This is a genomic window from Vibrio sp. V30_P3S12P165, from assembly GCF_009904905.1.
GTDB classification, from domain to species: domain Bacteria; phylum Pseudomonadota; class Gammaproteobacteria; order Enterobacterales; family Vibrionaceae; genus Vibrio; species Vibrio fujianensis.
Window position 1 is genome coordinate 204,163 of the sequence record NZ_WXWH01000030.1, and the last position, 21,786, is coordinate 225,948.

Genomic DNA, 21,786 nt, shown 5'->3' on the forward strand with positions numbered 1-21,786 from the left:
CTAGCAGACTACCCAAAATAACCTAAAATCGCCAGTGTTAATCGACCTTTGCCAAGGATAGCGTTTACTACCTTTCTTTATCCACACGTACGCCTTCATCAAAATATAAAATACGCACCCGATTACCGGTATGAAATAGCATATGGCTGTCGACATCTTGAATCACATCAACAAGCTTACCCGTTGAAGTGCGAATTAATATTTCGACCAAATGATAGTCAACCTGAACAGCTTGTTTTCCTTGGTGTTGAGAAATACTCGCGCCAGCCAATACCCCAACCGCAGTTGCCACTTGCTTGCCTCTTCCATCACCCAATTGGTGCCCTACTAATCCACCCACCACTGCACCAAGTAGTGTTTCCCAGCCTTGCGTTTTTGATTGAAAAATCTCTTGCTGAGAGATATAGCGGACGGTTTCCACCTGACCAAAAACAACATCATTTACTGGACGAGCTTGATTCCGTTGATAAGTGGCATTGGCAAATAGAGGAAAAATCAATAAGATCAAAATCCATCGTTTCATCTTGTGCTCCGATTAAAATAAGTGACTAAGTGATGACAATTTATCTGACCGAGTTGGCTGCGGACCATTTTACCTTCCCCTCTCCCGATATGGCGTTAACCGAACCAAATGGTTTGCTCGCCTACGGTGGCGATTTGCGCCCTATGCGTATATTGTCCGCTTACCATCATGGTATATTTCCTTGGTACGGACCAGGAGAACCGATCCTCTGGTGGAGCCCCGCCCCTCGTGGGGTCTTTAATCCTAAGACATTTAAACCCGCCAAAAGTGTAAAAAAATTTCAAAAAAAACACGCTTATCGAATGAGCCTAAATCATGCGACTGACCGTGTTATTGAGTTATGTGCAGCCGTGCGGCCGGCAAATGAAACATGGTTAAATCATGAGATGCGCAACGCTTACCAGCACTTGGCAAAACAAGGGGCTTGTCATTCCGTTGAAGTTTGGGAAAATGAAACATTGGTTGGAGGGCTATATGGGATTGAAGTCGGACAGCTGTTTTGTGGCGAATCCATGTTTAGCCTTGCGACCAATGCTTCTAAAATTGCACTTTGGGCTTTTTGTCAGCATTTTTCGCATCACCAAGGTAAATTAATTGATTGCCAAGTCATGAATCCGCATCTTAGGTCATTAGGGGCGGCTGAATTATCACGGAGCGAGTTTATGCAATCATTGCTAAGGTTAAAAGAGGTATCTGTCTCTCACTCTTGTTTTCAGCCACAATGGTTACCTTGCCCCTTAACGAATTCGATAGAGGAAAAGGATGAGTGCAGAACCGCAACAGATTAGAGTTGGCCTAACCGAAAATCATTCATGCAGTTATCTGCCTGAACGGATGGAACGGGTTGCGATCGCCCTTGATCCATCAATGAGGACGAGTGAACATTATGAGTTGCTTCTTGCGAATGGTTTTCGCCGTAGCGGGGATGTAATTTATCAACCGTATTGCGATTATTGCTCCGCTTGTCAGGCATTACGCGTTTCTGTCAATGATTTTCGGCCCTCAAAAAGTCAAAAACGCTTATTAAATAAAGCAAAAACGGTTCAATGGCAGTTGAAACCAACGATGGATAAAGATTGGTTCCCACTCTATGCTCGTTATATTGAAGCGCGTCATCAGCAAGGAAGCATGTATCCTCCGCGCAAAGATGAATTTGATAAGTTTGCATGCTCAAACTGGCTACAAACACAATACTTACATCTTTATATCTGCGGCCACCTTGTCGCGATTGCCATTACCGACATTTTACCCAATAGCGCCAGCGCTTTTTATACCTTCTTTGAACCAGAGCACTCACTCTCTTTAGGCACTTTAGCGGTTCTCGTCCAAATCGAACTATGCAAACAAATGAATAAAGGGTGGCTCTATTTAGGCTATCAAATTGATGAATGCCCTGCGATGAATTATAAAGTACGCTTTCAACCGAATCAAAAGCTAGTCAAACAGCGTTGGCAAGGGTAGAATACGCCCCAACTTTACATATTGTTGTTTTAACGGCAGAATGCGCCGTTGATTATTTTCGCCAAATTTCTAAAGAGGATTAAATGGCTAAAGAAGACGTAATTGAGATGCAAGGTACTGTCCTTGATACTCTTCCAAACACAATGTTCCGTGTTGAGCTAGAAAATGGTCACATCGTGACAGCTCACATCTCTGGTAAAATGCGCAAAAACTATATTCGTATTCTTACTGGTGACAAAGTTACTGTAGAGATGACTCCATACGATCTATCTAAAGGTCGCATCGTCTTCCGCGCTCGTTAATCTCTGATTGCCGAATGCAACAAAAACGGAGCCTATCGCTCCGTTTTTGTTGCATAAGACTAACACTTAACACTCGATTATAAAAACGCACCATATTTACGGTGCGTTTATTATTTATAAGGCCAGCCTACGGCTATTCAAATTTGTTCCAGACAAATTTATCACCCGCTTGTCGCCTACCTGCAACTTCACATTGGTTAGGTATATATTTCTTAATTCACAACTTCTTCCCGAGAACCTAAGCATTTAAAGGTGAGTTGATCATCGGCAAGCTCAACTTTGACCGTACCACCATCAACCAAAGCGCCAAATAATAATTCATTAGCAAGTGGTTTTTTCAATTGATCTTGAATGACTCGCCCCATTGGACGAGCGCCCATATCTCGATCATACCCTTTGATAGCAAGCCAATGCCTTGCATCTTCAGAGACCTCAAGTGACACGCCTCTTGCATCCAGTTGAGCTTGTAACTCAACAATAAATTTATCAACTACTTGATGAATGACTCGTTCATCTAAGCTATTAAACCAAATGATATGATCTAAGCGATTACGAAACTCTGGAGTAAAGACTTTTTTAATCTCCGCCATTGCATCATGACTATGATCTTGTTGAATCATACCAATCGATTGTTTTACCGTTTCAGCCACACCCGCATTGGTCGTCATCACTAAAATTACATTACGGAAATCCGCTTTTCGACCGTTATTATCCGTTAATGTGCCATTGTCCATCACTTGCAACAGGAGGTTAAAGACATCTGGATGGGCTTTTTCAATTTCATCAAGCAAAACGACCGCATGAGGGTGCTTAATCACAGCATCGGTCAACAAGCCACCTTGATCGTAACCAACATAGCCAGGAGGCGCTCCAATTAAGCGGCTAACCGAATGACGTTCACCATATTCCGACATATCAAAGCGTAGCAGCTCGATCCCCAATAACTTGGATAATTGGACGGTAACTTCCGTTTTACCAACCCCAGTTGGCCCTGCAAAAAGGAACGAGCCAACCGGCCGATTATCTGAGCCGAGACCTGCGCGAGTGAGTTTGATCGATTCACTCAGCACTTCTATCGCTTGATCTTGGCCAAAGACTAACATTTTCATCTTCTTATCAAGATTTTTCAAAATATCTTTATCGGATGAAGAGACCGATTTTTCTGGAATTCGTGCCATTTTTGCTACCATAGCTTCGATTTCAGCAACCCCAACGGTTTTTTTACGCCGGCTAGCAGGCATCAGTCGGACTCTTGCACCGGCTTCGTCGATCACATCAATCGCTTTATCCGGCAAATGGCGCTCATTAATATATTTTGCTGATAACTCTACTGCGGCCCGTAATGCTTTATGGGTATAGCGTACATCATGGTGTGCTTCATATTTAGGCTTTAACCCCATTAAAATCTTGGTGGTATCATCCAATGACGGTTCTAATACATCAATTTTCTGAAAACGACGTGATAACGCGCGCTCTTTTTCAAATATCGTGCTGTATTCTTGATAGGTGGTTGAACCTATACAACGTAATTTGCCACTGCTTAATAATGGTTTAATCAGATTCGCGGCATCCACTTGCCCACCCGATGCTGCACCAGCACCAATAATCGTATGAATCTCATCAATAAAAAGAATCGCGTCTTGTTCTTTCTCTAATTGTTTAAGAATCGTTTTAAAACGTTTTTCAAAATCACCACGATACTTGGTTCCAGCAAGTAACGAACCAATATCTAATGAGTAGATGACACTGTTTTGAATGACGTCAGGAACTTGCCCTTCCACAATCCGCCAAGCTAGACCTTCAGCAATTGCCGTTTTACCGACCCCAGCCTCACCCACTAAGAGCGGATTATTTTTACGACGGCGGCATAATACTTGAATCGTACGCTCAAGCTCTTTATCTCGACCAATAAGAGGATCAATCTGTCCTTGTTTCGCGAGTTGATTAAGGTTGCTAGCAAAGCTTTCTAATCGCTCATCGCCATTGGTGTCATCTAAATTCCCAGGACTAAAAGCGTCAGCAGCAGGATCATCACTCGCGCCGGAAATTTTAGTAATCCCGTGAGAAATGAAGTTCACGATATCAAGTCGACTAATATCATTTTTTTTCAGTAAGTACGCCGCGTGGGACTCTTGTTCACTAAAAATAGCCACGAGAACATTCGCGCCTGTGACTTCATTACGTCCAGAAGACTGAACATGAAAAACAGCGCGTTGTAGCACTCGTTGGAAGCTGAGAGTTGGCTGAGTTTCACGCATGTCATCATTCGCAGGGATAAGAGGCGTGGTTTGATCAATAAATTGATCCAGCTCTTGTCGTAATGTGTCAATATCAGCTTGACAGGCCAATAATGCATCCTTCGCTGCATCGTTTTCCAACAATGCCAGTAGGAGGTGCTCGACGGTCATAAATTCATGTCGTTTGTCTCGCGCTCGAGCGAACGCGCCATTTAGACTAGACTCTAGTTCTTTATTAAGCATAAGGCCTCCTTAAGGAACAACCACATTGTCTGACAAGCCTAAGCTTGCTCCATAGTACACAGTAGTGGATGCTCATTTTCCCTTGAGTACATGGTCACTTGCGCTACCTTTGTCTCTGCAACCTCTGCAGTATATGTGCCACAAATGGCTTTTCCTTCATAATGTACCCTAAGCATGACTTGTGTTGCTCTTTCGATGTCCATTGAGAAAAAACGCTCAAGAATCTCAATCACAAAGTCCATCGGGGTATAATCATCATTATTGAGTACTACGTGATACATTGCCGGGGGGCTTACCTCGGTCTTTTCTTTCTCCAGTAAATCTGAGCCTGGAGTTACCCATTCAAAGTTTCTACTCATGACGGCCATAGATCAGAGTGTTTCTCAAATTATTACCCATTGTCATCCTATCCATCAGCGCGGTTTATTCACTTAACTTGCTGTCTGTTCAGGTGAAAAACAACCCTTACCTAGAGACTAATCCAGCAATGGTACCGCTGCAAATAAAACATGACGATTCCTTATCGGTTACGGTTGTAACCGTTCAAAAAAACAGCTAAATATGCACTTAAATTCACAATATGCATTGCTATTTGCAAATTTCATTGCATTTTTCCATCCTTCATCACTCAAGCAGCACCTCTTTTAGACAAAAAACTCAATGCGCTGACCCCTTAAAGTGATTTACTTATAAAAGTGACTATCTTTATACCGCTCCCCTATTGACTGTGCTCTATCATTGACTACATTGGTCAATTAGTGAGTAAAGATTTGGCAGCGGCTAAACCAGCATTCACACCAGAAACGCTCGTTTATGGAATCAGAGGAGCGAGTATTTCTGTCAACACTATCAGTTACAAATGCATGAGGGATGTATAGCATGGCTACAGGTACAGTAAAGTGGTTCAATAATGCCAAAGGGTTCGGTTTCATTTGTCCAGACGGTGGAAATGAAGACATTTTCACCCATTATTCAACGATTAAAATGGATGGCTACCGCACACTAAAAGCGGGGCAACAAGTCGCCTATGAAGTTGAGCAAGGCCCCAAAGGCTTCCACGCCAGCAGTGTTGTTCCTATTGAAGGACAACACGCAAAATAAATCCGCTGCCATACTCGGAGTGATCGTTTTATAACTCAATCAGAGATGAACTCATCCCCAGCGTCACTGCAGATTTAATGGATAAGAATCGAATTAACGTCACCATTAACTGGCTATTGTTCCTCTTTGATACTTCACACCAAGTAACATATAAAACCCCAATATAATATTGGGGTTACTTAAATTTTCCATCAACCATTAAGCACAAGGTTAATGGTGCTCTTCATTGAGCAGATCGCCCTTCGCTGCAGATAAATATTGCATCATTGACCAATAAGTAAGAATAGTTGCAATATAGATAGCCACATAGCCCATCCAAACCATCCAGTCGTCATAACGCCAGATCAATACCCACAGAGCAAACATTTGTGTTAATGTTTTAACCTTCCCAATCCAAGACACGGCCACACTGGCTCGTTTGCCAATTTCAGCCATCCATTCGCGTAAAGCTGAAATAATAATCTCACGACCAATCATGGTCACCGCAGGAATAGTAATCCAAATAGAATGGTAATGTTCCGTGATAAGAATTAACGCAGTTGCAACGAGCACTTTATCTGCAACCGGATCAATAAAAGCCCCAAACCGAGACGTTTGACCGAGTTTTCTGGCTAACATGCCATCCAACCAATCAGTAAATCCGGCGATCCAGAAAATCATCGCGGCGGCAAAGGGGGCCCAGTTGTATGGCAAATAAAACGCCACAACAAATACAGGAATGAGGAAAAGTCTTAATAAAGACAAGATATTGGGGATGTTAAAACGCATATTTTTAGGCCCTTATTAGTTGCGGCTTTATGGTGCGGCATTTTTACTATTGTTTCAATGCTTGGTAGATATTTTCCGCCAAAGAATAACTAATCCCAGGGATTTTGGCGATTTCTTCAACAGTTGCTCGTTTAAGCTCCTGCATTCCTCCCATATATTTCAATAGAGCTTGACGACGTTTAGGGCCAACGCCTTCAATGCTTTCTAGTGAACTGGTTCGGCGAGTTTTTCCCCGTTTGGCTCGATGTCCAACAATCGCATGGTGATGGCTTTCATCTCGAATGTGTTGAATGAGGTGCAAGGCGGGAGCATCACTGGGAAGATTAAACTCTTTTCCTTCCGTAGTGATCAAGGTTTCTAAACCTGGCTTGCGAGTTATACCTTTAGCGATACCAATCAACAATGGCCGCTTAGGCCAATCTTGCCAACACTGGCTAATGATCTCATGCGCACGGTTGAGTTGTCCCTTACCACCATCGATAAAAATAACATCGGGGATCTTATCAATATCGAGCTGTTTAGAATAACGTTTTTCTAGTGCCTGTCCCATCGCTGCATAATCATCACCTCCCGTTATCCCTGTGATATTATAACGACGATACTCAGCTTTAACTGGCCCATCTTGGTTAAAAACCACGCAAGACGCGACGGTGCTTTCTCCCATGGTATGCGAGATATCAAAGCACTCCATGCGAGTAATGTTGCTCAAGCCAACGACCGATTGAAGCGCTTTAACCCGCTGATGGATTGTCATTTGATGATTCACTTTTGCCGTCATGGCACTGAGCGCATTGGTATTAGACAATTTTAAATAGCGGCCCCGAATTCCAGTAGGTTTTACATGAAAAACCACTTTACGCCCAGCTAATTGACTCAGCGCCGCTTGTAACGGCACGGTATTCTGCAATAACCCCTCATTGAGAATAATTCGGCTAGGAATAGTGCGCCCTTCATTATGACTAAGGTAATATTGGCTTAAGAAGCTTTCAAACACTTCTTGTTGCCCAGTGCGGATTGGTATTTTAGGGAAATGACTACGACTACCAAGCACCTTTCCTTGCCGAATCATCAAAATATGAATGCAAGCCAGCCCTTTTTCTTCAGCAAACCCTAGCACATCCATATCATCCATCGAATCGTCAGACACATATTGCTGTTCCTGAACTCGACGGATAGCCTGAATTTGATCTCGATATTTTGCCGCATCTTCAAAGCGCAATGCTCTGCTCGCCTGCTCCATCTTCTCGACCAAAACTTCCAGCACTTGATTATCTTTACCTTGCAAAAATAGACGCACGTAGTTCACGAGTTCAATATAATGCGTATCGGAAATGGTGTGCTTAACACAAGGAGCAACGCATCGACCAATCTGATACATCAAACAAGGACGAATGCGGTTGCTATATACGCTATCTTCACATTGACGGACAGGAAAAATCTTTTGAATTAAATGCAACGTTTCACGGACGGCACCGGAATCAGGATAAGGACCAAAATATTCCCCTTTGCGCTTCTTCGCTCCCCGATGTAAAGACAAACGGGGGTGTTTATGAGCACTGATAAAAATATACGGGTAGGACTTATCATCACGCAGCAATACATTATATTTAGGTAAGTACTGCTTAATATAATTATGTTCGAGAATAAGCGCTTCTGTTTCCGTGTGTGTCACTGTCACATCAATTTTGTCAATATGACTGACTAGCGCTCGAGTTTTTTCGCTATCGACTTTGCTACGAAAGTAACTGGATAAGCGTTTTTTCAGATCTTTCGCTTTACCAACGTAAATCACCTCAGCGTCGGTATTATACATACGATAAACACCGGGCTGATGGGTGACCGTTTTTAAAAAAGCGTGCGCATCAAACTCAGACACTATAATTTCTCGGTATCGAGCATCCCATGCCGAATCGCCAAATGAGTCAATTCAACATCACCACTTATGTCTAATTTAGCAAAAAGACGATAACGATAACTATTGACTGTTTTTGGACTCAGGTTCAGTTGATCTGAAATGTCGGTTACTTTTTGTCCTTTAGTGATCATCATCATAATTTGAAGTTCACGCTCAGACAGGCCTGCAAATGGATTTTCAGAAGCGGGTGAAAACTGGCTTAATGCCATTTGCTGAGCGATTTCAGGAGAGATATATCGCTGGCCACTATTCACAATACGAATAGCATTCACCATTTCATCGGGCGCGGAACCTTTGGTTAAGTAGCCCGCCGCTCCGGCTTGCATCACTTTGGTTGGAAACGGATTCTCAGTATGAATCGTCAGAACAATAATTTTAACATCTGGATTTAGACGCAAAATTTTCTTGGTCGCTTCTAAACCGCCAATACCTGGCATGTTCATATCCATTAATACGACATCAGTATGGTTGCTACGGCACCATTTTACTGCATTTTCACCGCTATCAGCTTCCCCTACTACGTTCATTCCACGGACGTCTTCAATAATACGTCGTATCCCTGTGCGAACCAGCTCGTGATCATCTACAAGGAAAACATTGATCAAACTTGTATCTCCACGCTTATCTATTCGCTCTGTTATCACAACGATGGACAACAGTATGGCTGCTTAGTTTAACCTAAATGGCTAACCTGCTGCCAATGAATATGTGCCTAAAGCTAAATTTTGGCAAGAATTTCTTTAATAATCTGTGGGATGACATGCGCATTTAACGCTTATATAACCTGATAAGCATAGTTTTGAGCAATTTGATGTAACCACCGATCTAATTTGAACACACAGCAATGGAACCAGTGCAACAAAATCAATACAAAAATTGAAATAAATCACTATTTTTAGTTGAAAATGCAGCTTATTTCATATATTTATATTGGCGGTCAATCAATGTTATATCTGACACTTTTATGATTAGTGAAATGTTTCTCAAAACTAATCCGTGAATGATTCCATTTGTATTGATACTAAAATGATAATTAAGGGAAACTTATGAAAAAATTACTTGCAGTGGCCGCTCTAGCGGTACTTCCTCTTTCCAACGCGGCTATGGCAGACTCAGACATTGGTTGTGGTTTGGGTACCATGATCTTTGATGGTCAACAAGGTAAAGTGTTTAAAGTGCTTGGTGCAACCACCAACGGTACTTCAGGCAACCAAACCTTTGGTATCACTTTCGGTACGCTTGGTTGTGATGGTACTGGCACCATCGATTCTGCGCAAAAATTAGCACTCTTTATTGACGGTAACTTAGACAATCTCGCTCGTGATATCGCACGTGGTGAAGGTGAAACGCTAGCGACACTTGCTGAAGTTTGGGGTATCCAAGAAGCAGATAAAGCGACATTCAACCACATGGCAAAAGAAAACTTTGCCCACGTATTCGAATCTGAAAATGTAACGTCTCAACAAGTGTTTGCTAACTTAAATACTTTAGTTGCACAAGATCCAGCGTTAGCCGCTTACTCAATCTAAGTGACTGACACACGAAGTCTCCCAACTTCTCGGTTGTAAAGCTGACTTCGTTGCTCAATAAACGTTATTAGTGCCCGTCAGGGCACTTTTTATTGCTCGGCACATCACAATAATGACTCTATCGGCATGAGACTCTCTTTTATTACTCGTCGCAGTTTACTTTCCTGTTGCCTACTCGCAAATGGGTTGCTATTCAACTCGAGCGCTTTGGCTCGTTCCCAAGTGGATATTCCATCCCTAGCCCAGCATCCATACTGGCTAAAACTTGGGCATTACTTACCTTCTTATCTGTCAGGTTATCGCAGTACAATAGATTCTCGCGAGTTTTTTCTCGCTCACAATGGAAAGCAAGATCCAGAAGCAGAGTTAAGAGCAACGCTTGAGCAGCTTTATCACTCAGAGACTGCTATCGCACATCAAGCACGTTGTACTTATCCAGCCCGATATCGTTGGATTGAGTCTCAATATGGCAACGATGATGTCACGCTTAACTGCCCTGAATTAGACAATTGGCGCACCGTGATTGACCCAGCAGGGATGACACTCATTTTCCCGACAGCATTTATGAATAATCCTTCCTCCATGTTTGGTCATACCCTACTCAGAATTGATGCGAAAGATCAAACTCGTCATAAAGAATTGGTTGCGTTTGCGATTAATTTTGCGGCCGAGCCTGAAAGTAATGACAATGCTGCATTGTATGCTATGAAAGGGTTGTTTGGTGCTTATCCCGGTCGATTTACCGTCATGCCGTATTATCGTAAAGTGCGTGAATACAATGACATTGAGTCTCGTGATATTTGGGAATACCCACTTAATTTAACCGAACAAGAAGTCGAGCGGGTGCTACTGCATTTGTGGGAAATGCAATTAGCCGAGTTTGATTATTATTTCTTGGACGAAAACTGCTCTTATCAACTGCTTGCTTTGTTACAATTGGCCCGTGATGACTTACAATTAGTCGCAGATTTTCCACTACAAGCCATCCCTTCAGATACTGTCGGTGCATTAGCGAAACAAGGACTTATTGCCACACCACGTTATAGAGAGTCTTTTGGCACGCGTTTAATGCATCAATCACAACAAGTCTCTCCAGAGCTTTTTCAAGCCGCAAAACTGGCGACCCAAGGTCAATTTCCTGATCCTAACCAGTTTAACGATCAGGAATTGGCCACCATTTATGAATTTGCCTATGAATGGCTCAATTTTCAATTGTATGATCAAGGCTTGGAACGCGATCCTACTGCGCAGCGACTAACCAAATTGTTACGACTGCGTAGCCAAATCAACGCCCCATCACCTTTTGAGCCCGTCCCGATACCGGCTTTTTCTCCTGAACAAGGGCATGGTTCGGCACGACTCGGCATTGGTGGCCAATATTGGCACCATACACCATCAGCGTTGAATCTTGAGTGGCGCGCCGCCTATCACGACTTATTCGATGCTCAACAAGGCTTTATTCCTGGCGCGCAAATTAGCTTTTTGGATCTGCAATTAAGCCAAGACCAAAATAGCACCACGCGTTTAGAAAAGTTGTATCTGCTTGATGCCATGACGGTAGCGCCAAATCACAATCTATTCTCTAGTGCATCATGGAATATGCGAATTGGCTTTGACCGTCAGCCGAGTCAACAACAACGTCAAGGACGATGGTTTTTGCAAGGTGGTTATGGACAAGCGTGGGGCGATCCTAACCGTCTGCATGGCTATGGATTAGCATCATTGGCATTCAATCATGGTTCATTGACCGATTATCGTTTCACGACTGGTGCGGGAATTGAGGCTGGCTTACTCTGGCAAGCAGCAGATAAGCACCGTTTAGGGCTACAAGGACAATACTTAGCTTTATTTAACAGTCATGCTGATCATCATAGCCAGCTTAATTTGACTTGGAACTGGAGCCTTGCTCGCCATTGGGCACTGCGCAGTGAAGTTCGCTATCAGCATTGGCAACAAGAAGAAATGAGTGCAAAAGTCACTGGTTATTTTTATTACTAAGTGCCAAAAGTAAATCGCAGTGACCCATTATAATCATGTTCACTTTAGTTTATAAATATCATGAAATTGGTAAGGTTCACTGCCAGACCGACCTCAACGCGTCCTGACGCGAATAGCAGAAGATGATATTATCTTCTGCTATTTTTTAGGTATCCCCAAACGACTTGCTGTAGCAGGTAGACGACTAGCAGCAAAGGAAGATATTTTCTGCCTAAATACTGCCATCAATAAGGTTGACCGTGACTCTCGAATCAGGTTTTGTTCTCACTCGTCAAACAAGAGATATCAATGGCAAAAGCCATATTGAGCTGTGGCTGGCGACAGATCAAGGGCCAACACAGTTGATTATCGAGGGCGAACAAGCGGTGTTCTTTATCGAACAAACGCAGATTCAAGCTTGCCAAGCCATCGCCAAACAACAGCAAATAGCCGTTGATGTTCGGCCTCTTGAGCTTAAAGACTTTAACCAACAGTCACTGGCAGGTTGTTATTTTGCGAGCCATTATCAAGCATCCAAACTGGCTCAAGCGCTCCAGCATGAGAATATCATCACTTTAGAAGCCGATATTAAACTGGCGGATCGCTATTTAATGGAACGATTCATTCAAGGCAGCCTTGAGTTTACCGGCACCATAACCCACTACGGCGACTATCGCCAAGTCCGTCAAGCAAAATGCCGACAAGCCGACTATTTACCACAACTCCATGTGGTTTCATTAGACATTGAATGCTCAGAGAAAGGCTTACTCTACTCCATCGGCCTGCATAGCCCCATCGACAGCCGTGTGATCATGGTCGGCCAGCCACAGTCCGCTGAAACCACTATCGAATGGGTCAGCGATGAATATCACTTACTGAGTGCTTTAGTCGATTGGTTTCAACGCTTTGATCCGGACGTGATCATTGGCTGGAATGTGATTGATTTTGACTTTCGCTTACTGCATAAGCGGGCCGAATGGCATCAATTAAAGCTGAAAATTGGCCGAGCTAAGCAGGCCAGTTATTTTCGATCAGCTGCGCAAACGAACCAAGGCTTTATTACCATTCCCGGACGCGTAGTACTGGATGGAATCGATACCTTAAAAACCGCCACCTATCAGTTTCGCTCTTGGTCTTTAGAGGCCGTGTCCCGTCAACTGTTAGGAGAAGGTAAAGCCATTACTCAGCCGCACGATAGAATGGAAGAAATCAATCGCCTTTACCGACAAGATAAACCTCAGCTCGCCCACTACAATCTGCAAGATTGCATTTTAGTTGAGAAGATTTTCCAACATACCCATTTATTGGACTTTGTTATTCAGCGCTCTCGATTAACCGGATTAGAGTTAGATAGAATTGGCGGTTCAGTCGCTGCGTTTACAAACCTCTATCTGCCTCAACTACACCGTGCTGGGTATGTTGCGCCCAACCTGCACTCCGAAAACTGGATGGCCAGTCCAGGTGGTTATGTCATGGACTCTCGCCCTGGCTTGTATGACTCAGTCCTACTACTTGATTTTAAAAGCCTTTATCCCTCAATTATCCGCTCGTTTTTAATTGACCCTTTAGGGCTGATTGAAGGTCTACCACTTGAGATCGGCAATAAACCACATCAAGCGGTCGCTGGATTTCGTGGCGGCCAATTTCATCGTCAACGCCATTTTCTGCCGGCAATGATCGAAGCACTGTGGGCCGCTCGGGATATTGCTAAGCAAAACAACGAGCCCGCCTTTTCGCAAGCGATCAAAATTATTATGAACTCCTTTTATGGCGTACTTGGATCCTCTGGCTGTCGGTTTTTTGATACTCGTCTGGCTTCAAGTATTACCATGCGCGGCCACGAAATCATGAAGCAGACCAAAACCTTAATTGAGGCGCAAGGTTATCAGGTCATTTATGGTGATACCGATTCAACCTTTGTTTCATTAGGTGGCGCATTTAGCCAAACACAAGCAGACAAAATCGGACGTGACTTGGTCTGGCACATTAACCAGTGGTGGGCAACCCATCTTCAGCAAGCCTACGGATTAAGTTCTTTTTTAGAACTAGAGTATGAAACTCACTACCGCAAATTTTTAATGCCGACCATTCGCGGCTCAGAAACGGGATCGAAAAAGCGCTACGCTGGCCTGATTGGTGAGCCCGGCGCGGAAAAAATGGTATTTAAAGGCTTAGAGAGCGCCCGCAGCGATTGGACGCCTCTTGCCCAACGTTTTCAGTCTGAACTGTATTGGATGATATTTCACGATCAGCAGCCCGATGAGTATATTCGCACGACCGTTGAGCAAACGTTGGCTGGAGAGTTTGATCAGCAGCTAACCTACCAAAAGCGCCTGCGACGCAAGCTGCACGAGTACCAAAAAAACGTGCCTCCTCAAGTACGCGCCGCTCGCCTAGCAGATGAAATCAATGCGCGTTTGGGCCGAGCTTTACAATATCAAAACAAAGGCACGATTGAATACTGCATGACACTTAATGGCCCGGAACCTAAACAGTACTTATCGAGCCCTATCGATTATCAGCATTACATTGATAAACAACTCAAACCCGTTGCCGATGCGATTTTGCCTTTTATTAACCGTCAGTTTGAGCAAATTATCGCGCCGCAACTCGGGTTATTTTAACTCCGAGAACATTAACCTATCTTAAATTCAGTCTTTTGGTATTGCTTAACTAACCAAGGGCCAAAGCTATCTAATAAACCGATCACCGAACGCTTGGCGATCACTCGCCCTTTCAGTAGAATCTTTAAACGGTCAATCTCGGTTTGTTTCTCTGGGTAATAACGTAAAAACTGCTCGCCACACTGCCGTGGATCATCAAACCAATTTTTGTCTTGATACATCACCAATGAATAACTGGCGCGCAGTAGTTTTTTAGCAATAATCTGTTGTGCTTGGACTTGCTGATCATCACGCTTCGCTTTGACAATACTCTCACGATAGAACAATAACCAATCTTCAACATCCATATTCCAATGTTTAGCAATTTCCCAACTCGGCTCATAGTCACCAAAACATTCTGCAAGGTTATCGCCATAAACACAAACACTGCAATGACGTAACAAGAAGCCCCAAGAAAATAAACTGTCTAAACTTGCCACCTCTTTTACTTCCGCAGTTTTAAAACTGACATCAGTGATAAACGCAAAGCGTTTTTGAAAACGCCAGCGAATGGTATTAATTAACGCTGTTCGAGTCTCTTCAATCGAACCATAAGTCACCACAATCACATCCAAGTTAGAATGATGAGGACGGGCGGTTTTGCGTGCCACGCTACCATACAAATACACACTATGTAATTGTTTGCCTAATCCGGCACGTAATAAAGCGAGTAACTCTTTAATCGCGGGTTGATAAGCGGTTTGAAAAAGTTGTTGGGGGTCGATTGGCGACAAGGTCATGCCGGAAAATAACTCTATAAGCTCAACATAAGGTTATGATCTCTTATGCGTTAGCTTGAAGCAATAGTCAAAACATGACTAAACCGATTTGATTAGGCTTGTTAATCGTAGTGCAAGTATTTCTTTTCTAGTGAAGCTTTAGTTATAATGCGCCGAAATCAAGCACAAAGGGTATTTTCCATGCCAAAAGCAAGTGAACTAAAAAAAGGTTTTGCCATTATTTCTAACGGCAAGACATTGTTAATCAAAGATATTGAAGTGACGACTCCCGGTGGTCGAGGGGGTTCTAAAATCTATAAACTGCGTTGCACAGACTTAACCACGGGGGCTCGTGTTGACGAGCGTTATAAATCTGACGATTTTCTTGATACGGTAGAGATGAACAAACGCAACGTTTCTTTCTCTTATGTCGATGGTGATGATTATATCTTTATGGATAATGAAGATTATTCACAGTTCACCTTCAAAAAAGCAGATATTGAAGATGAACTGCTGTTTATCACTGAAGAAATTCAAGGTCTGCAAGTGGTCTTGGTTGATGGTGCTCCCGTTGCGATTGAACTGCCTTCTTCGGTAGAGATGGTCATTGAGGAAACCGATCCTTCCATTAAAGGAGCATCGGCATCTTCACGAACCAAACCGGCTCGCTTTGCGACAGGCCTCGTTATCCAAGTACCTGAATATATTGCAACCGGTGATCGTGTTGTTATTAATACGGCAGAACGCAAATTTATGAACCGAGCATAATCATGGCTGAATTGCTCAGTTACGATAAAGCCATCGACACCGCTTACGACATTTTTTTAGAAATGGCGGAAGATAATCTTGAACCCGCTGATGTGCTACTTTTCGTCGCTCAATTTGATGAACGTGGCGCAGCTGAAGTGGTTGATATTAGTGATGATTGGGATGCGGAAGTTGGCTTTAGCGTCGATAAAGAGCGCTATGCTGAAATACGAATTGGCTTAGTGAACGAAACCAATGACGTATTAGATGATGTTTTTGCGAGCTTATTGCTAAGCCGCGATCCAACGCATAAATCTTGCCATATTCGCTGGAAACGTGACTAACGTTAGTCATGTCAACCTAACCGTCAAAATGCCAACTTATCACGAGCTGGCATTTTTTATGCGGTGACCAAACCACTTGACGTGACAGGTAACAAAAAGAGTCGTTATTCTACTAACTGATAATGAATCACATACAGTTGCTTTATTCCTGGGTAAATATCGCTGATCACCTGTTTCAACTCCGTTAGCGTCATATTTTCCTGCTGAGCATGAAACTCATTTAAGTCATCAAACTGGATGGGTTCAACATTAATGATTTTTAAGCGACAAAACCAACGGCCTTCCTCTAACGTACTGACTTCAACAATGGAATTGGGTTGATAATTTTTCTCACTTTCATCACGGATGGTAATCACTTTTTTCCCTGCTAGAATATCGCTTTCAAAACGTGAGAAAAAGGTCATTTGAGTGGGAATGGTCGCTGATGGCGTTAACATATTTTACTATCCAATAAGGCAATGGCTAAATTAATGGCCGATTAAGTGTCAGGAATAGACCTCGATTTTACACTAACCAAGCGTTAATTCACTCGATTTAGTTTCCCCAGCGACACCAGTTAACACTGATTGGACCATTAAAACTTTTCTTGGGGCTATAATCGGTAACAGTTTTTATCGACAAGTATTCATTATGCTCAAACCTTATTTTTCATCGACTGAACATCAGTTCCAATTTACTCGTCAACAAGCCAGCCACTTTGCAAAAAAAGTTGCCGGTGATTTTAATCCGATCCATGACGAAGATAGCAAGCGTTTCTGCGTACCAGGCGATCTGTTGTTTGCCGTGTTATTGAAAAAAACGGGCATCAGCCAAAAAATGCGCTTTAACTTCTCAGGAATGGTCAGCGATGGCGTTGCGCTGCATGTCGAAAGTCAATCTAGCCAAATGAGTGCATTGGTCGATCAATCGGGTAAAGAGTATCTATTGATGCAACGCGATGGTGATGTGTGCCATGACCCAATATTTATTGAGCATGTGATTCAAAACTATGTGCAGTTTTCTGGGATGAACTTTCCACATATTCTGGTACCGCTCATGGAGCAGCAACAAGTGATGATCAACTGCCAGCGGCCACTGGTCATTTATGAAAGTATGGAAGTGGAATTTGAGCGGCTGGATCTAAGCCAACCGGAAGTGGAGTTTAGCGGTGCCACCTTTGATGTGAATGGTAAACGAGGCGTCGTCACCTTGAACTTCACCTTTAATGATCAAGGCCAATTAGTCGGTAAAGGCACGAAACGGATGGTGGCTAGTGGGCTCAAACATTATGTTCAATCAGATATCGATGATCTCGTTCAGCGTTTTAATGATCGTAAACAGCAGTTTTTGGCTGGATTAGCGCAAGCGGCGTAAACCACTCTGCTCCACCGACTTCGGTGGAGCAATCTAATTATATCCAACGCCTAACCCGTGATTTATAATTCGTGTATGCTGTGCCAAATACCCGTTCTAACACCCGTTCCTCAGGCTGAATTTGAAAACGATTCATATAAAGCACAAAACATATCACAATAAAACCGCCCCCCCAGTTTTGATGCCAATAAGCGCTCCCAACAATCAATAATAGTAACCCCAAATACATCGGATTACGGCTAATATGAAAAATACCAGAATCGACTATCGTCACTGCCTGTTCAGGCTTAGTGGGGTTGACCGTTGTTTTCGCTAAACGAAACTGTAGCACAGCGGCCAAACCAACAATCCCAGATAAGACAAAACAGAGCGCAAAAATTGCTTCTCGATACGGAAGATTCATATTGGCATATGGAATAAAATAAGGCAGTCGATTAATCAACACCAGAGTCACTAAAAAAAGGGCGACTGGCGGGATTTTCAATTCTAAATATCGCATCTTGACTCCTCAGGTTTATTGACCTTTCCAGCTGTTTTACAACGATTTGTGATTTATTTACACAAGGCAGAGACTTTAAAATGTGGTTACTTTACATGATAAGCTGATAACGCCATAAAAAGGAGCCACGAACGCTGGCCGAGGGGTCAACCGCCCCGAAAAACGCCCTCGATGAGGGCGAAAATACTCAAAACTTACGTCAGGTTTAAATGCCAAACAACCGTCAAACCGATGGCCTCTTAAATCAATTGCAGTAAAGCCTGTAGTGGATGTTTCGGTTGTATTTTTTCGAACCGTTTTACTTGGCTACGGCAAGAATACCCAGTCACTAAACAGCGATCTTTAGGTAACTTATCTAGGGTTGGTTGCCAGCTCAATGCATAAATATCTTTGGACATTTGCAGTTTATCCAGCTCATGTCCAAAGGTGCCCGCCATCCCACAACACCCCACAGCAACAGCTTGTAGCACTGCACCAAAATGATTAAATATTGCCATCCACTCCTTTTCTGCATTAGGCAATTTAGTTTTTTCGGTACAATGCGCTAATAAATACCAAGGCTCAGTATCGCCCATCTCTTTGCTATTAAACTCACTCAAACGCGGTAACAACCATTCATGTACAGTGAGCACCTCAAAATCACCACGCTCATCGCCTAACATTTCCACATATTCATCGCGATAGCAAAGGACTAACGCTGGATCAACTCCAACCATCGGGATATTAAGATCCGCCACCTGTGATAAAAATCCTGCTGCATTTTCAGCAGTTGAACGAAATTGCTTCAGGAACCCTTTGATATGCTGCGCCTTACCATTGGGTTTAAAGGGTAATAAAATAGGATTTTTACCTAATTTAACCAACAGAGCGATAAAGTCTTCAACCACTCCCGCATCATAATAGCTCGTAAATGGATCTTGAACGATAATAACGTGCTGCTCACGTTCTTGTTGACTCAACGACATCAAATGTTGCATATCAAAAGCAAGCAGCGGGTGGCGACGTATTCGAGCGGCTAACGTAGGCACTGATAATAACGGTGTATCCACATAACCAACGGTCTTGGCGGTTAAACTTCTTACCCATTTTTGAGCGACAACACCATTCACGACTCTAGGCGCTTTAGCCATTATAGGGAGCAGGGTTTCGATATTCGCCACTAAATAGTCTTTCACTGGACGAGGATAGCGCGAATGATAAATATTCAGAAAACGTGAGCGAAAACTAGGAACATCGACTTTAATGGGGCACTGGCTAGCGCACGCTTTACAGGCTAGACAACCATTCATAGCTTCATACACTTCATGAGAGAAATCATACTGACGATGCTTTTGTATTCCATGGCGTACGCGGTCAAGCAACGTTTTTATCGTCGCGGTTTTCTGTAATGTTTGCTGTTCTAAATCTAGAATATCAATGCCTTGCTCGGTCAATTGACGCAACCACTCACGCACTAATCCTGCGCGACCTTTTGGAGAATGACGTCTATCGGCAGTAACCTTCATTGATGGGCACATCGGGGAACTGGTGTCGTAGTTAAAACACAAACCATTGCCGTTGCATTCCATCGCTTGTTTAAAGCTATCACGGACTTTGACATCAATTTGTCGGTCAAAATAACCACGTTTAGTACCTGATACTTTAACCAACTCAAAATTGCTATTGAGCGGAGTACAGATTTTACCCGGATTCATTTTATTATGTGGGTCGAAAGCCGCCTTAACCCGCCGAAGTTCGGTAAATAATTCTTCGCCAAAAAATTCAGGCCCATACTCTGAACGATACCCTTTACCGTGCTCACCCCACATTAAACCGCCATATTTAGCGACTAATTTCACGACCTCATCCGACACTTCATGCATCAATAGCTCTTGCTTTGGATCGCACAAATCCAATGCCGGGCGTACATGTAATACACCGGCATCGACATGACCAAACATACCGTAGGCGAGACCTTTACCATCAAGCAACGCTCGAAACTCAGCAATAAAATCGGCAAGATGTTCCGGAGGAACACACGTATCTTCAGTAAACGCGACAGGTTTGGCTCGCCCTTTTGCTGCTCCCAACAAGCCGACCGCTTTTTTACGCATATTGTAAATTCGATTAACACTAGCGAGATCACTGCACACTTGATAGCCAATAATACCAGCTTGCTGATTCGCCATCATATCGTCTAGCCGCGCAGTCAATTGAGTGACCAAAGCGCTCACCGTGCTTTCATCATGATCGGCATATTCCACCATGTTAATCCCTTGCATTTCTTTGCCAGGGACATCGGTAAGGAGATCGTTAACACTGTGCCAAACGATATCCTCTTTTGCTAAATTAAGCACTTTAGAATCGACCGTTTCTACTGAAAGGGCATTCGCTTCCACCATCAACGGCGCATTGCGCAACGCTGAATCAAAACTGTCATATTTTACATTAACTAACGTACGAGCTTTAGGAATTGGAGTGAGATTCAGTTTTGCTTCAGTAATAAAAACCAAAGAACCTTCAGCCCCGCATAATACGCGGGTGAGATTAAACTGGTCGTTCTGTTCATTAATGGCATTTTTTAGATCATAACCGGTTAAAAAACGGTTTAAGGGTGGAAATTTTGCGAGAATTTGCTCTCGATGACGACGACAAACGTCTTCTGTCACCCGCTTGGCAATAAAGGCATACTCTCCCTCTTTCGGCTCGCCCCGTGACCCATCAGTTTCCCAAATAGAACCATCGGCAAACACCGCTTGCAGCGAAAGTACATGATCGGAGGTTTTACCATACTTGAGTGAACCTTGTCCGGAAGCATCCGTGTTGATCATCCCGCCGAGAGTTGCTCGATTACTGGTTGAAAGATCAGGCGAGAAAAAAAAGCCGAATGGACGCACTGCGTCATTTAGTTGATCTTTGATCACTCCCGCTTGTACTCTCACCCATCCCTGCTCAGGATTGATTTCAAGTATTTGATTCATATAGCGAGAAAGATCAACCACAACCCCTTTGGTTAATGACTGACCATTAGTACCCGTCCCACCGCCACGCGGGGAGAAGGTTACTCGTTCAAATTCTGCCTTAACACTAATTTTACCAATCAGTGAGGCGTCATGCGTGGACTTTGGATAAATAACCGCTTGTGGTAACTGTTGATAAACACTGTTGTCGGTCGACATTGCTAAGCGGCTTGCATACTGTGTTTCTATATCACCGCTAAAACCTGCCGTTTTAAGCTCATGTAAAAACGTTAACACAACAGGGTCAACATCAGATTGAAGATGAAGTCTTGGTAACATTTGCTTCCTGCCCGTACTACGCTGATCCAATCAGCATTGGCTTATGGGTTAGTTTGATTTTATTCTTTGAATCTGATCACTTTACAACATTTAAAAAGGTGATCAAATCAGAATCTCTGCTACACAT

The 21,786-nt window shown here is 43.2% G+C and carries 20 protein-coding genes; 10 read left to right on the plus strand and 10 right to left on the minus strand.

The window, feature by feature from the left end:
- Positions 1 to 67: 67 nt before the first annotated feature.
- Entirely contained in the window at positions 68 to 523 is a 456-nt protein-coding gene (locus CAG57_RS06565; RefSeq protein ID WP_161427499.1) for a glycine zipper 2TM domain-containing protein, read from the minus strand.
- A gap of 32 nt (positions 524 to 555) precedes the next feature.
- Between CAG57_RS06565 and aat the strand changes: the two genes are divergently transcribed.
- The 3 genes from aat (at position 556) to infA (ending at position 2,286) form a co-directional block, all read left to right on the plus strand.
- Positions 556 to 1,311 carry a leucyl/phenylalanyl-tRNA--protein transferase gene (aat, locus tag CAG57_RS06570; RefSeq protein WP_161427501.1) on the plus strand — a complete coding sequence of 252 codons (756 nt, stop codon included), beginning with the start codon at positions 556 to 558 and terminating at the stop codon, positions 1,309 to 1,311.
- Entirely contained in the window at positions 1,286 to 1,984 is a 699-nt protein-coding gene (locus CAG57_RS06575; protein WP_161427498.1) for an arginyltransferase, read from the plus strand. Before aat ends, CAG57_RS06575 begins: the two co-directional genes overlap by 26 nt.
- A gap of 83 nt (positions 1,985 to 2,067) precedes the next feature.
- The gene (gene infA / locus CAG57_RS06580; RefSeq protein ID WP_001040191.1) at positions 2,068 to 2,286 is read left to right on the plus strand and encodes a translation initiation factor IF-1; all 219 of its coding nucleotides are present in this window, start codon (positions 2,068 to 2,070) and stop codon (positions 2,284 to 2,286) included.
- 212 nt (positions 2,287 to 2,498) lie between these two features.
- On the opposite strand, the gene clpA is transcribed toward infA, so the two are convergent.
- Both clpA and clpS read right to left on the minus strand, forming a co-directional pair.
- A complete protein-coding gene (gene clpA, locus CAG57_RS06585; protein ID WP_161434014.1) occupies positions 2,499 to 4,766 on the minus strand; it encodes an ATP-dependent Clp protease ATP-binding subunit ClpA in 2,268 nt (755 codons plus the stop codon).
- 38 nt (positions 4,767 to 4,804) lie between these two features.
- Complete coding sequence (gene clpS / locus CAG57_RS06590) at positions 4,805 to 5,125, minus strand: ATP-dependent Clp protease adapter ClpS (RefSeq protein WP_099612651.1); 321 nt, start codon at positions 5,123 to 5,125, stop codon at positions 4,805 to 4,807.
- 520 nt (positions 5,126 to 5,645) lie between these two features.
- Between clpS and cspD the strand changes: the two genes are divergently transcribed.
- Positions 5,646 to 5,867 (plus strand): cold shock domain-containing protein CspD, encoded by a 222-nt coding sequence (gene cspD, locus CAG57_RS06595; RefSeq protein WP_161428237.1) that lies wholly within the window; start codon positions 5,646 to 5,648, stop codon positions 5,865 to 5,867.
- A 210-nt stretch (positions 5,868 to 6,077) separates the two neighbouring features.
- On the opposite strand, the gene pgsA is transcribed toward cspD, so the two are convergent.
- Genes pgsA through uvrY form a run of 3 tightly spaced genes read right to left on the minus strand, consistent with a single transcriptional unit; the run spans position 6,078 to position 9,155 of the window.
- On the minus strand, positions 6,078 to 6,635 hold the full coding sequence (gene pgsA / locus CAG57_RS06600; RefSeq protein WP_161428238.1) for a CDP-diacylglycerol--glycerol-3-phosphate 3-phosphatidyltransferase: 558 nt from the start codon (positions 6,633 to 6,635) through the stop codon (positions 6,078 to 6,080).
- 46 nt (positions 6,636 to 6,681) lie between these two features.
- The gene (gene uvrC / locus CAG57_RS06605) at positions 6,682 to 8,514 is read right to left on the minus strand and encodes an excinuclease ABC subunit UvrC (RefSeq protein ID WP_161428239.1); all 1,833 of its coding nucleotides are present in this window, start codon (positions 8,512 to 8,514) and stop codon (positions 6,682 to 6,684) included.
- The gene (uvrY, locus tag CAG57_RS06610; RefSeq protein ID WP_099612323.1) at positions 8,511 to 9,155 is read right to left on the minus strand and encodes a UvrY/SirA/GacA family response regulator transcription factor; all 645 of its coding nucleotides are present in this window, start codon (positions 9,153 to 9,155) and stop codon (positions 8,511 to 8,513) included. The genes uvrC and uvrY overlap by 4 nt, the downstream gene beginning before the upstream one ends.
- Before the next feature lie 441 nt (positions 9,156 to 9,596).
- On the opposite strand from uvrY, the gene CAG57_RS06615 reads away from it, so the two are divergent.
- From CAG57_RS06615 to CAG57_RS06625, 3 genes are all read left to right on the plus strand, one after another.
- The gene (locus CAG57_RS06615) at positions 9,597 to 10,079 is read left to right on the plus strand and encodes a DUF3015 domain-containing protein (protein WP_099612322.1); all 483 of its coding nucleotides are present in this window, start codon (positions 9,597 to 9,599) and stop codon (positions 10,077 to 10,079) included.
- Positions 10,080 to 10,301: 222 nt separating this feature from the next.
- Positions 10,302 to 12,077 (plus strand): Lnb N-terminal periplasmic domain-containing protein, encoded by a 1,776-nt coding sequence (locus tag CAG57_RS06620; RefSeq protein ID WP_443083783.1) that lies wholly within the window; start codon positions 10,302 to 10,304, stop codon positions 12,075 to 12,077.
- 239 nt (positions 12,078 to 12,316) lie between these two features.
- Positions 12,317 to 14,680: a DNA polymerase II gene (locus tag CAG57_RS06625; protein ID WP_161428112.1), complete on the plus strand. Its 2,364-nt coding sequence runs from the start codon at positions 12,317 to 12,319 to the stop codon at positions 14,678 to 14,680.
- An 11-nt stretch (positions 14,681 to 14,691) separates the two neighbouring features.
- Here CAG57_RS06625 and CAG57_RS06630 read toward each other — a convergent pair whose 3' ends face one another.
- The gene (locus CAG57_RS06630) at positions 14,692 to 15,459 is read right to left on the minus strand and encodes a nucleotidyltransferase domain-containing protein (protein ID WP_161428111.1); all 768 of its coding nucleotides are present in this window, start codon (positions 15,457 to 15,459) and stop codon (positions 14,692 to 14,694) included.
- A gap of 180 nt (positions 15,460 to 15,639) precedes the next feature.
- Between CAG57_RS06630 and yeiP the strand changes: the two genes are divergently transcribed.
- Both yeiP and CAG57_RS06640 read left to right on the plus strand, forming a co-directional pair.
- On the plus strand, positions 15,640 to 16,206 hold the full coding sequence (gene yeiP, locus CAG57_RS06635; protein ID WP_099612319.1) for an elongation factor P-like protein YeiP: 567 nt from the start codon (positions 15,640 to 15,642) through the stop codon (positions 16,204 to 16,206).
- Between the two features lie 2 nt (positions 16,207 to 16,208).
- Entirely contained in the window at positions 16,209 to 16,529 is a 321-nt protein-coding gene (locus tag CAG57_RS06640; protein ID WP_161428110.1) for an HI1450 family dsDNA-mimic protein, read from the plus strand.
- Between the two features lie 104 nt (positions 16,530 to 16,633).
- Here the strand turns inward: CAG57_RS06640 and yqfB are convergent, their stop codons facing one another.
- Entirely contained in the window at positions 16,634 to 16,933 is a 300-nt protein-coding gene (yqfB, locus tag CAG57_RS06645; RefSeq protein WP_212752244.1) for a N(4)-acetylcytidine aminohydrolase, read from the minus strand.
- A 223-nt stretch (positions 16,934 to 17,156) separates the two neighbouring features.
- Between yqfB and CAG57_RS06650 the strand changes: the two genes are divergently transcribed.
- The gene (locus CAG57_RS06650; protein WP_161428114.1) at positions 17,157 to 17,882 is read left to right on the plus strand and encodes a DUF3581 domain-containing protein; all 726 of its coding nucleotides are present in this window, start codon (positions 17,157 to 17,159) and stop codon (positions 17,880 to 17,882) included.
- Positions 17,883 to 17,919: 37 nt separating this feature from the next.
- Here CAG57_RS06650 and CAG57_RS06655 read toward each other — a convergent pair whose 3' ends face one another.
- Positions 17,920 to 18,381, minus strand: coding sequence for a methyltransferase family protein (locus tag CAG57_RS06655; protein ID WP_161428109.1), 462 nt, complete (start codon positions 18,379 to 18,381; stop codon positions 17,920 to 17,922).
- A gap of 239 nt (positions 18,382 to 18,620) precedes the next feature.
- The gene (gene ydiJ / locus CAG57_RS06660) at positions 18,621 to 21,659 is read right to left on the minus strand and encodes a D-2-hydroxyglutarate dehydrogenase YdiJ (protein ID WP_161433938.1); all 3,039 of its coding nucleotides are present in this window, start codon (positions 21,657 to 21,659) and stop codon (positions 18,621 to 18,623) included.
- Positions 21,660 to 21,786 lie beyond the last annotated feature (127 nt).

Excerpts from the sequence above, each read along its gene's own strand:
- CAG57_RS06565 (WP_161427499.1), bottom strand. The coding sequence starts at position 523 with ATGAAACGATGGATTTTGATCTTATTGATTTTTCCTCTATTTGCCAAT.
- aat (WP_161427501.1), top strand. The coding sequence starts at position 556 with ATGACAATTTATCTGACCGAGTTGGCTGCGGACCATTTTACCTTCCCC.
- CAG57_RS06575 (WP_161427498.1), top strand. The coding sequence starts at position 1,286 with ATGAGTGCAGAACCGCAACAGATTAGAGTTGGCCTAACCGAAAATCAT.
- infA (WP_001040191.1), top strand. The coding sequence starts at position 2,068 with ATGGCTAAAGAAGACGTAATTGAGATGCAAGGTACTGTCCTTGATACT.
- clpA (WP_161434014.1), bottom strand. The coding sequence starts at position 4,766 with ATGCTTAATAAAGAACTAGAGTCTAGTCTAAATGGCGCGTTCGCTCGA.
- clpS (WP_099612651.1), bottom strand. The coding sequence starts at position 5,125 with ATGAGTAGAAACTTTGAATGGGTAACTCCAGGCTCAGATTTACTGGAG.
- cspD (WP_161428237.1), top strand. The coding sequence starts at position 5,646 with ATGGCTACAGGTACAGTAAAGTGGTTCAATAATGCCAAAGGGTTCGGT.
- pgsA (WP_161428238.1), bottom strand. The coding sequence starts at position 6,635 with ATGCGTTTTAACATCCCCAATATCTTGTCTTTATTAAGACTTTTCCTC.
- CAG57_RS06615 (WP_099612322.1), top strand. The coding sequence starts at position 9,597 with ATGAAAAAATTACTTGCAGTGGCCGCTCTAGCGGTACTTCCTCTTTCC.
- CAG57_RS06630 (WP_161428111.1), bottom strand. The coding sequence starts at position 15,459 with ATGACCTTGTCGCCAATCGACCCCCAACAACTTTTTCAAACCGCTTAT.
- yeiP (WP_099612319.1), top strand. The coding sequence starts at position 15,640 with ATGCCAAAAGCAAGTGAACTAAAAAAAGGTTTTGCCATTATTTCTAAC.
- CAG57_RS06640 (WP_161428110.1), top strand. The coding sequence starts at position 16,209 with ATGGCTGAATTGCTCAGTTACGATAAAGCCATCGACACCGCTTACGAC.
- yqfB (WP_212752244.1), bottom strand. The coding sequence starts at position 16,933 with ATGACCTTTTTCTCACGTTTTGAAAGCGATATTCTAGCAGGGAAAAAA.
- CAG57_RS06655 (WP_161428109.1), bottom strand. The coding sequence starts at position 18,381 with ATGCGATATTTAGAATTGAAAATCCCGCCAGTCGCCCTTTTTTTAGTG.
- ydiJ (WP_161433938.1), bottom strand. The coding sequence starts at position 21,659 with ATGTTACCAAGACTTCATCTTCAATCTGATGTTGACCCTGTTGTGTTA.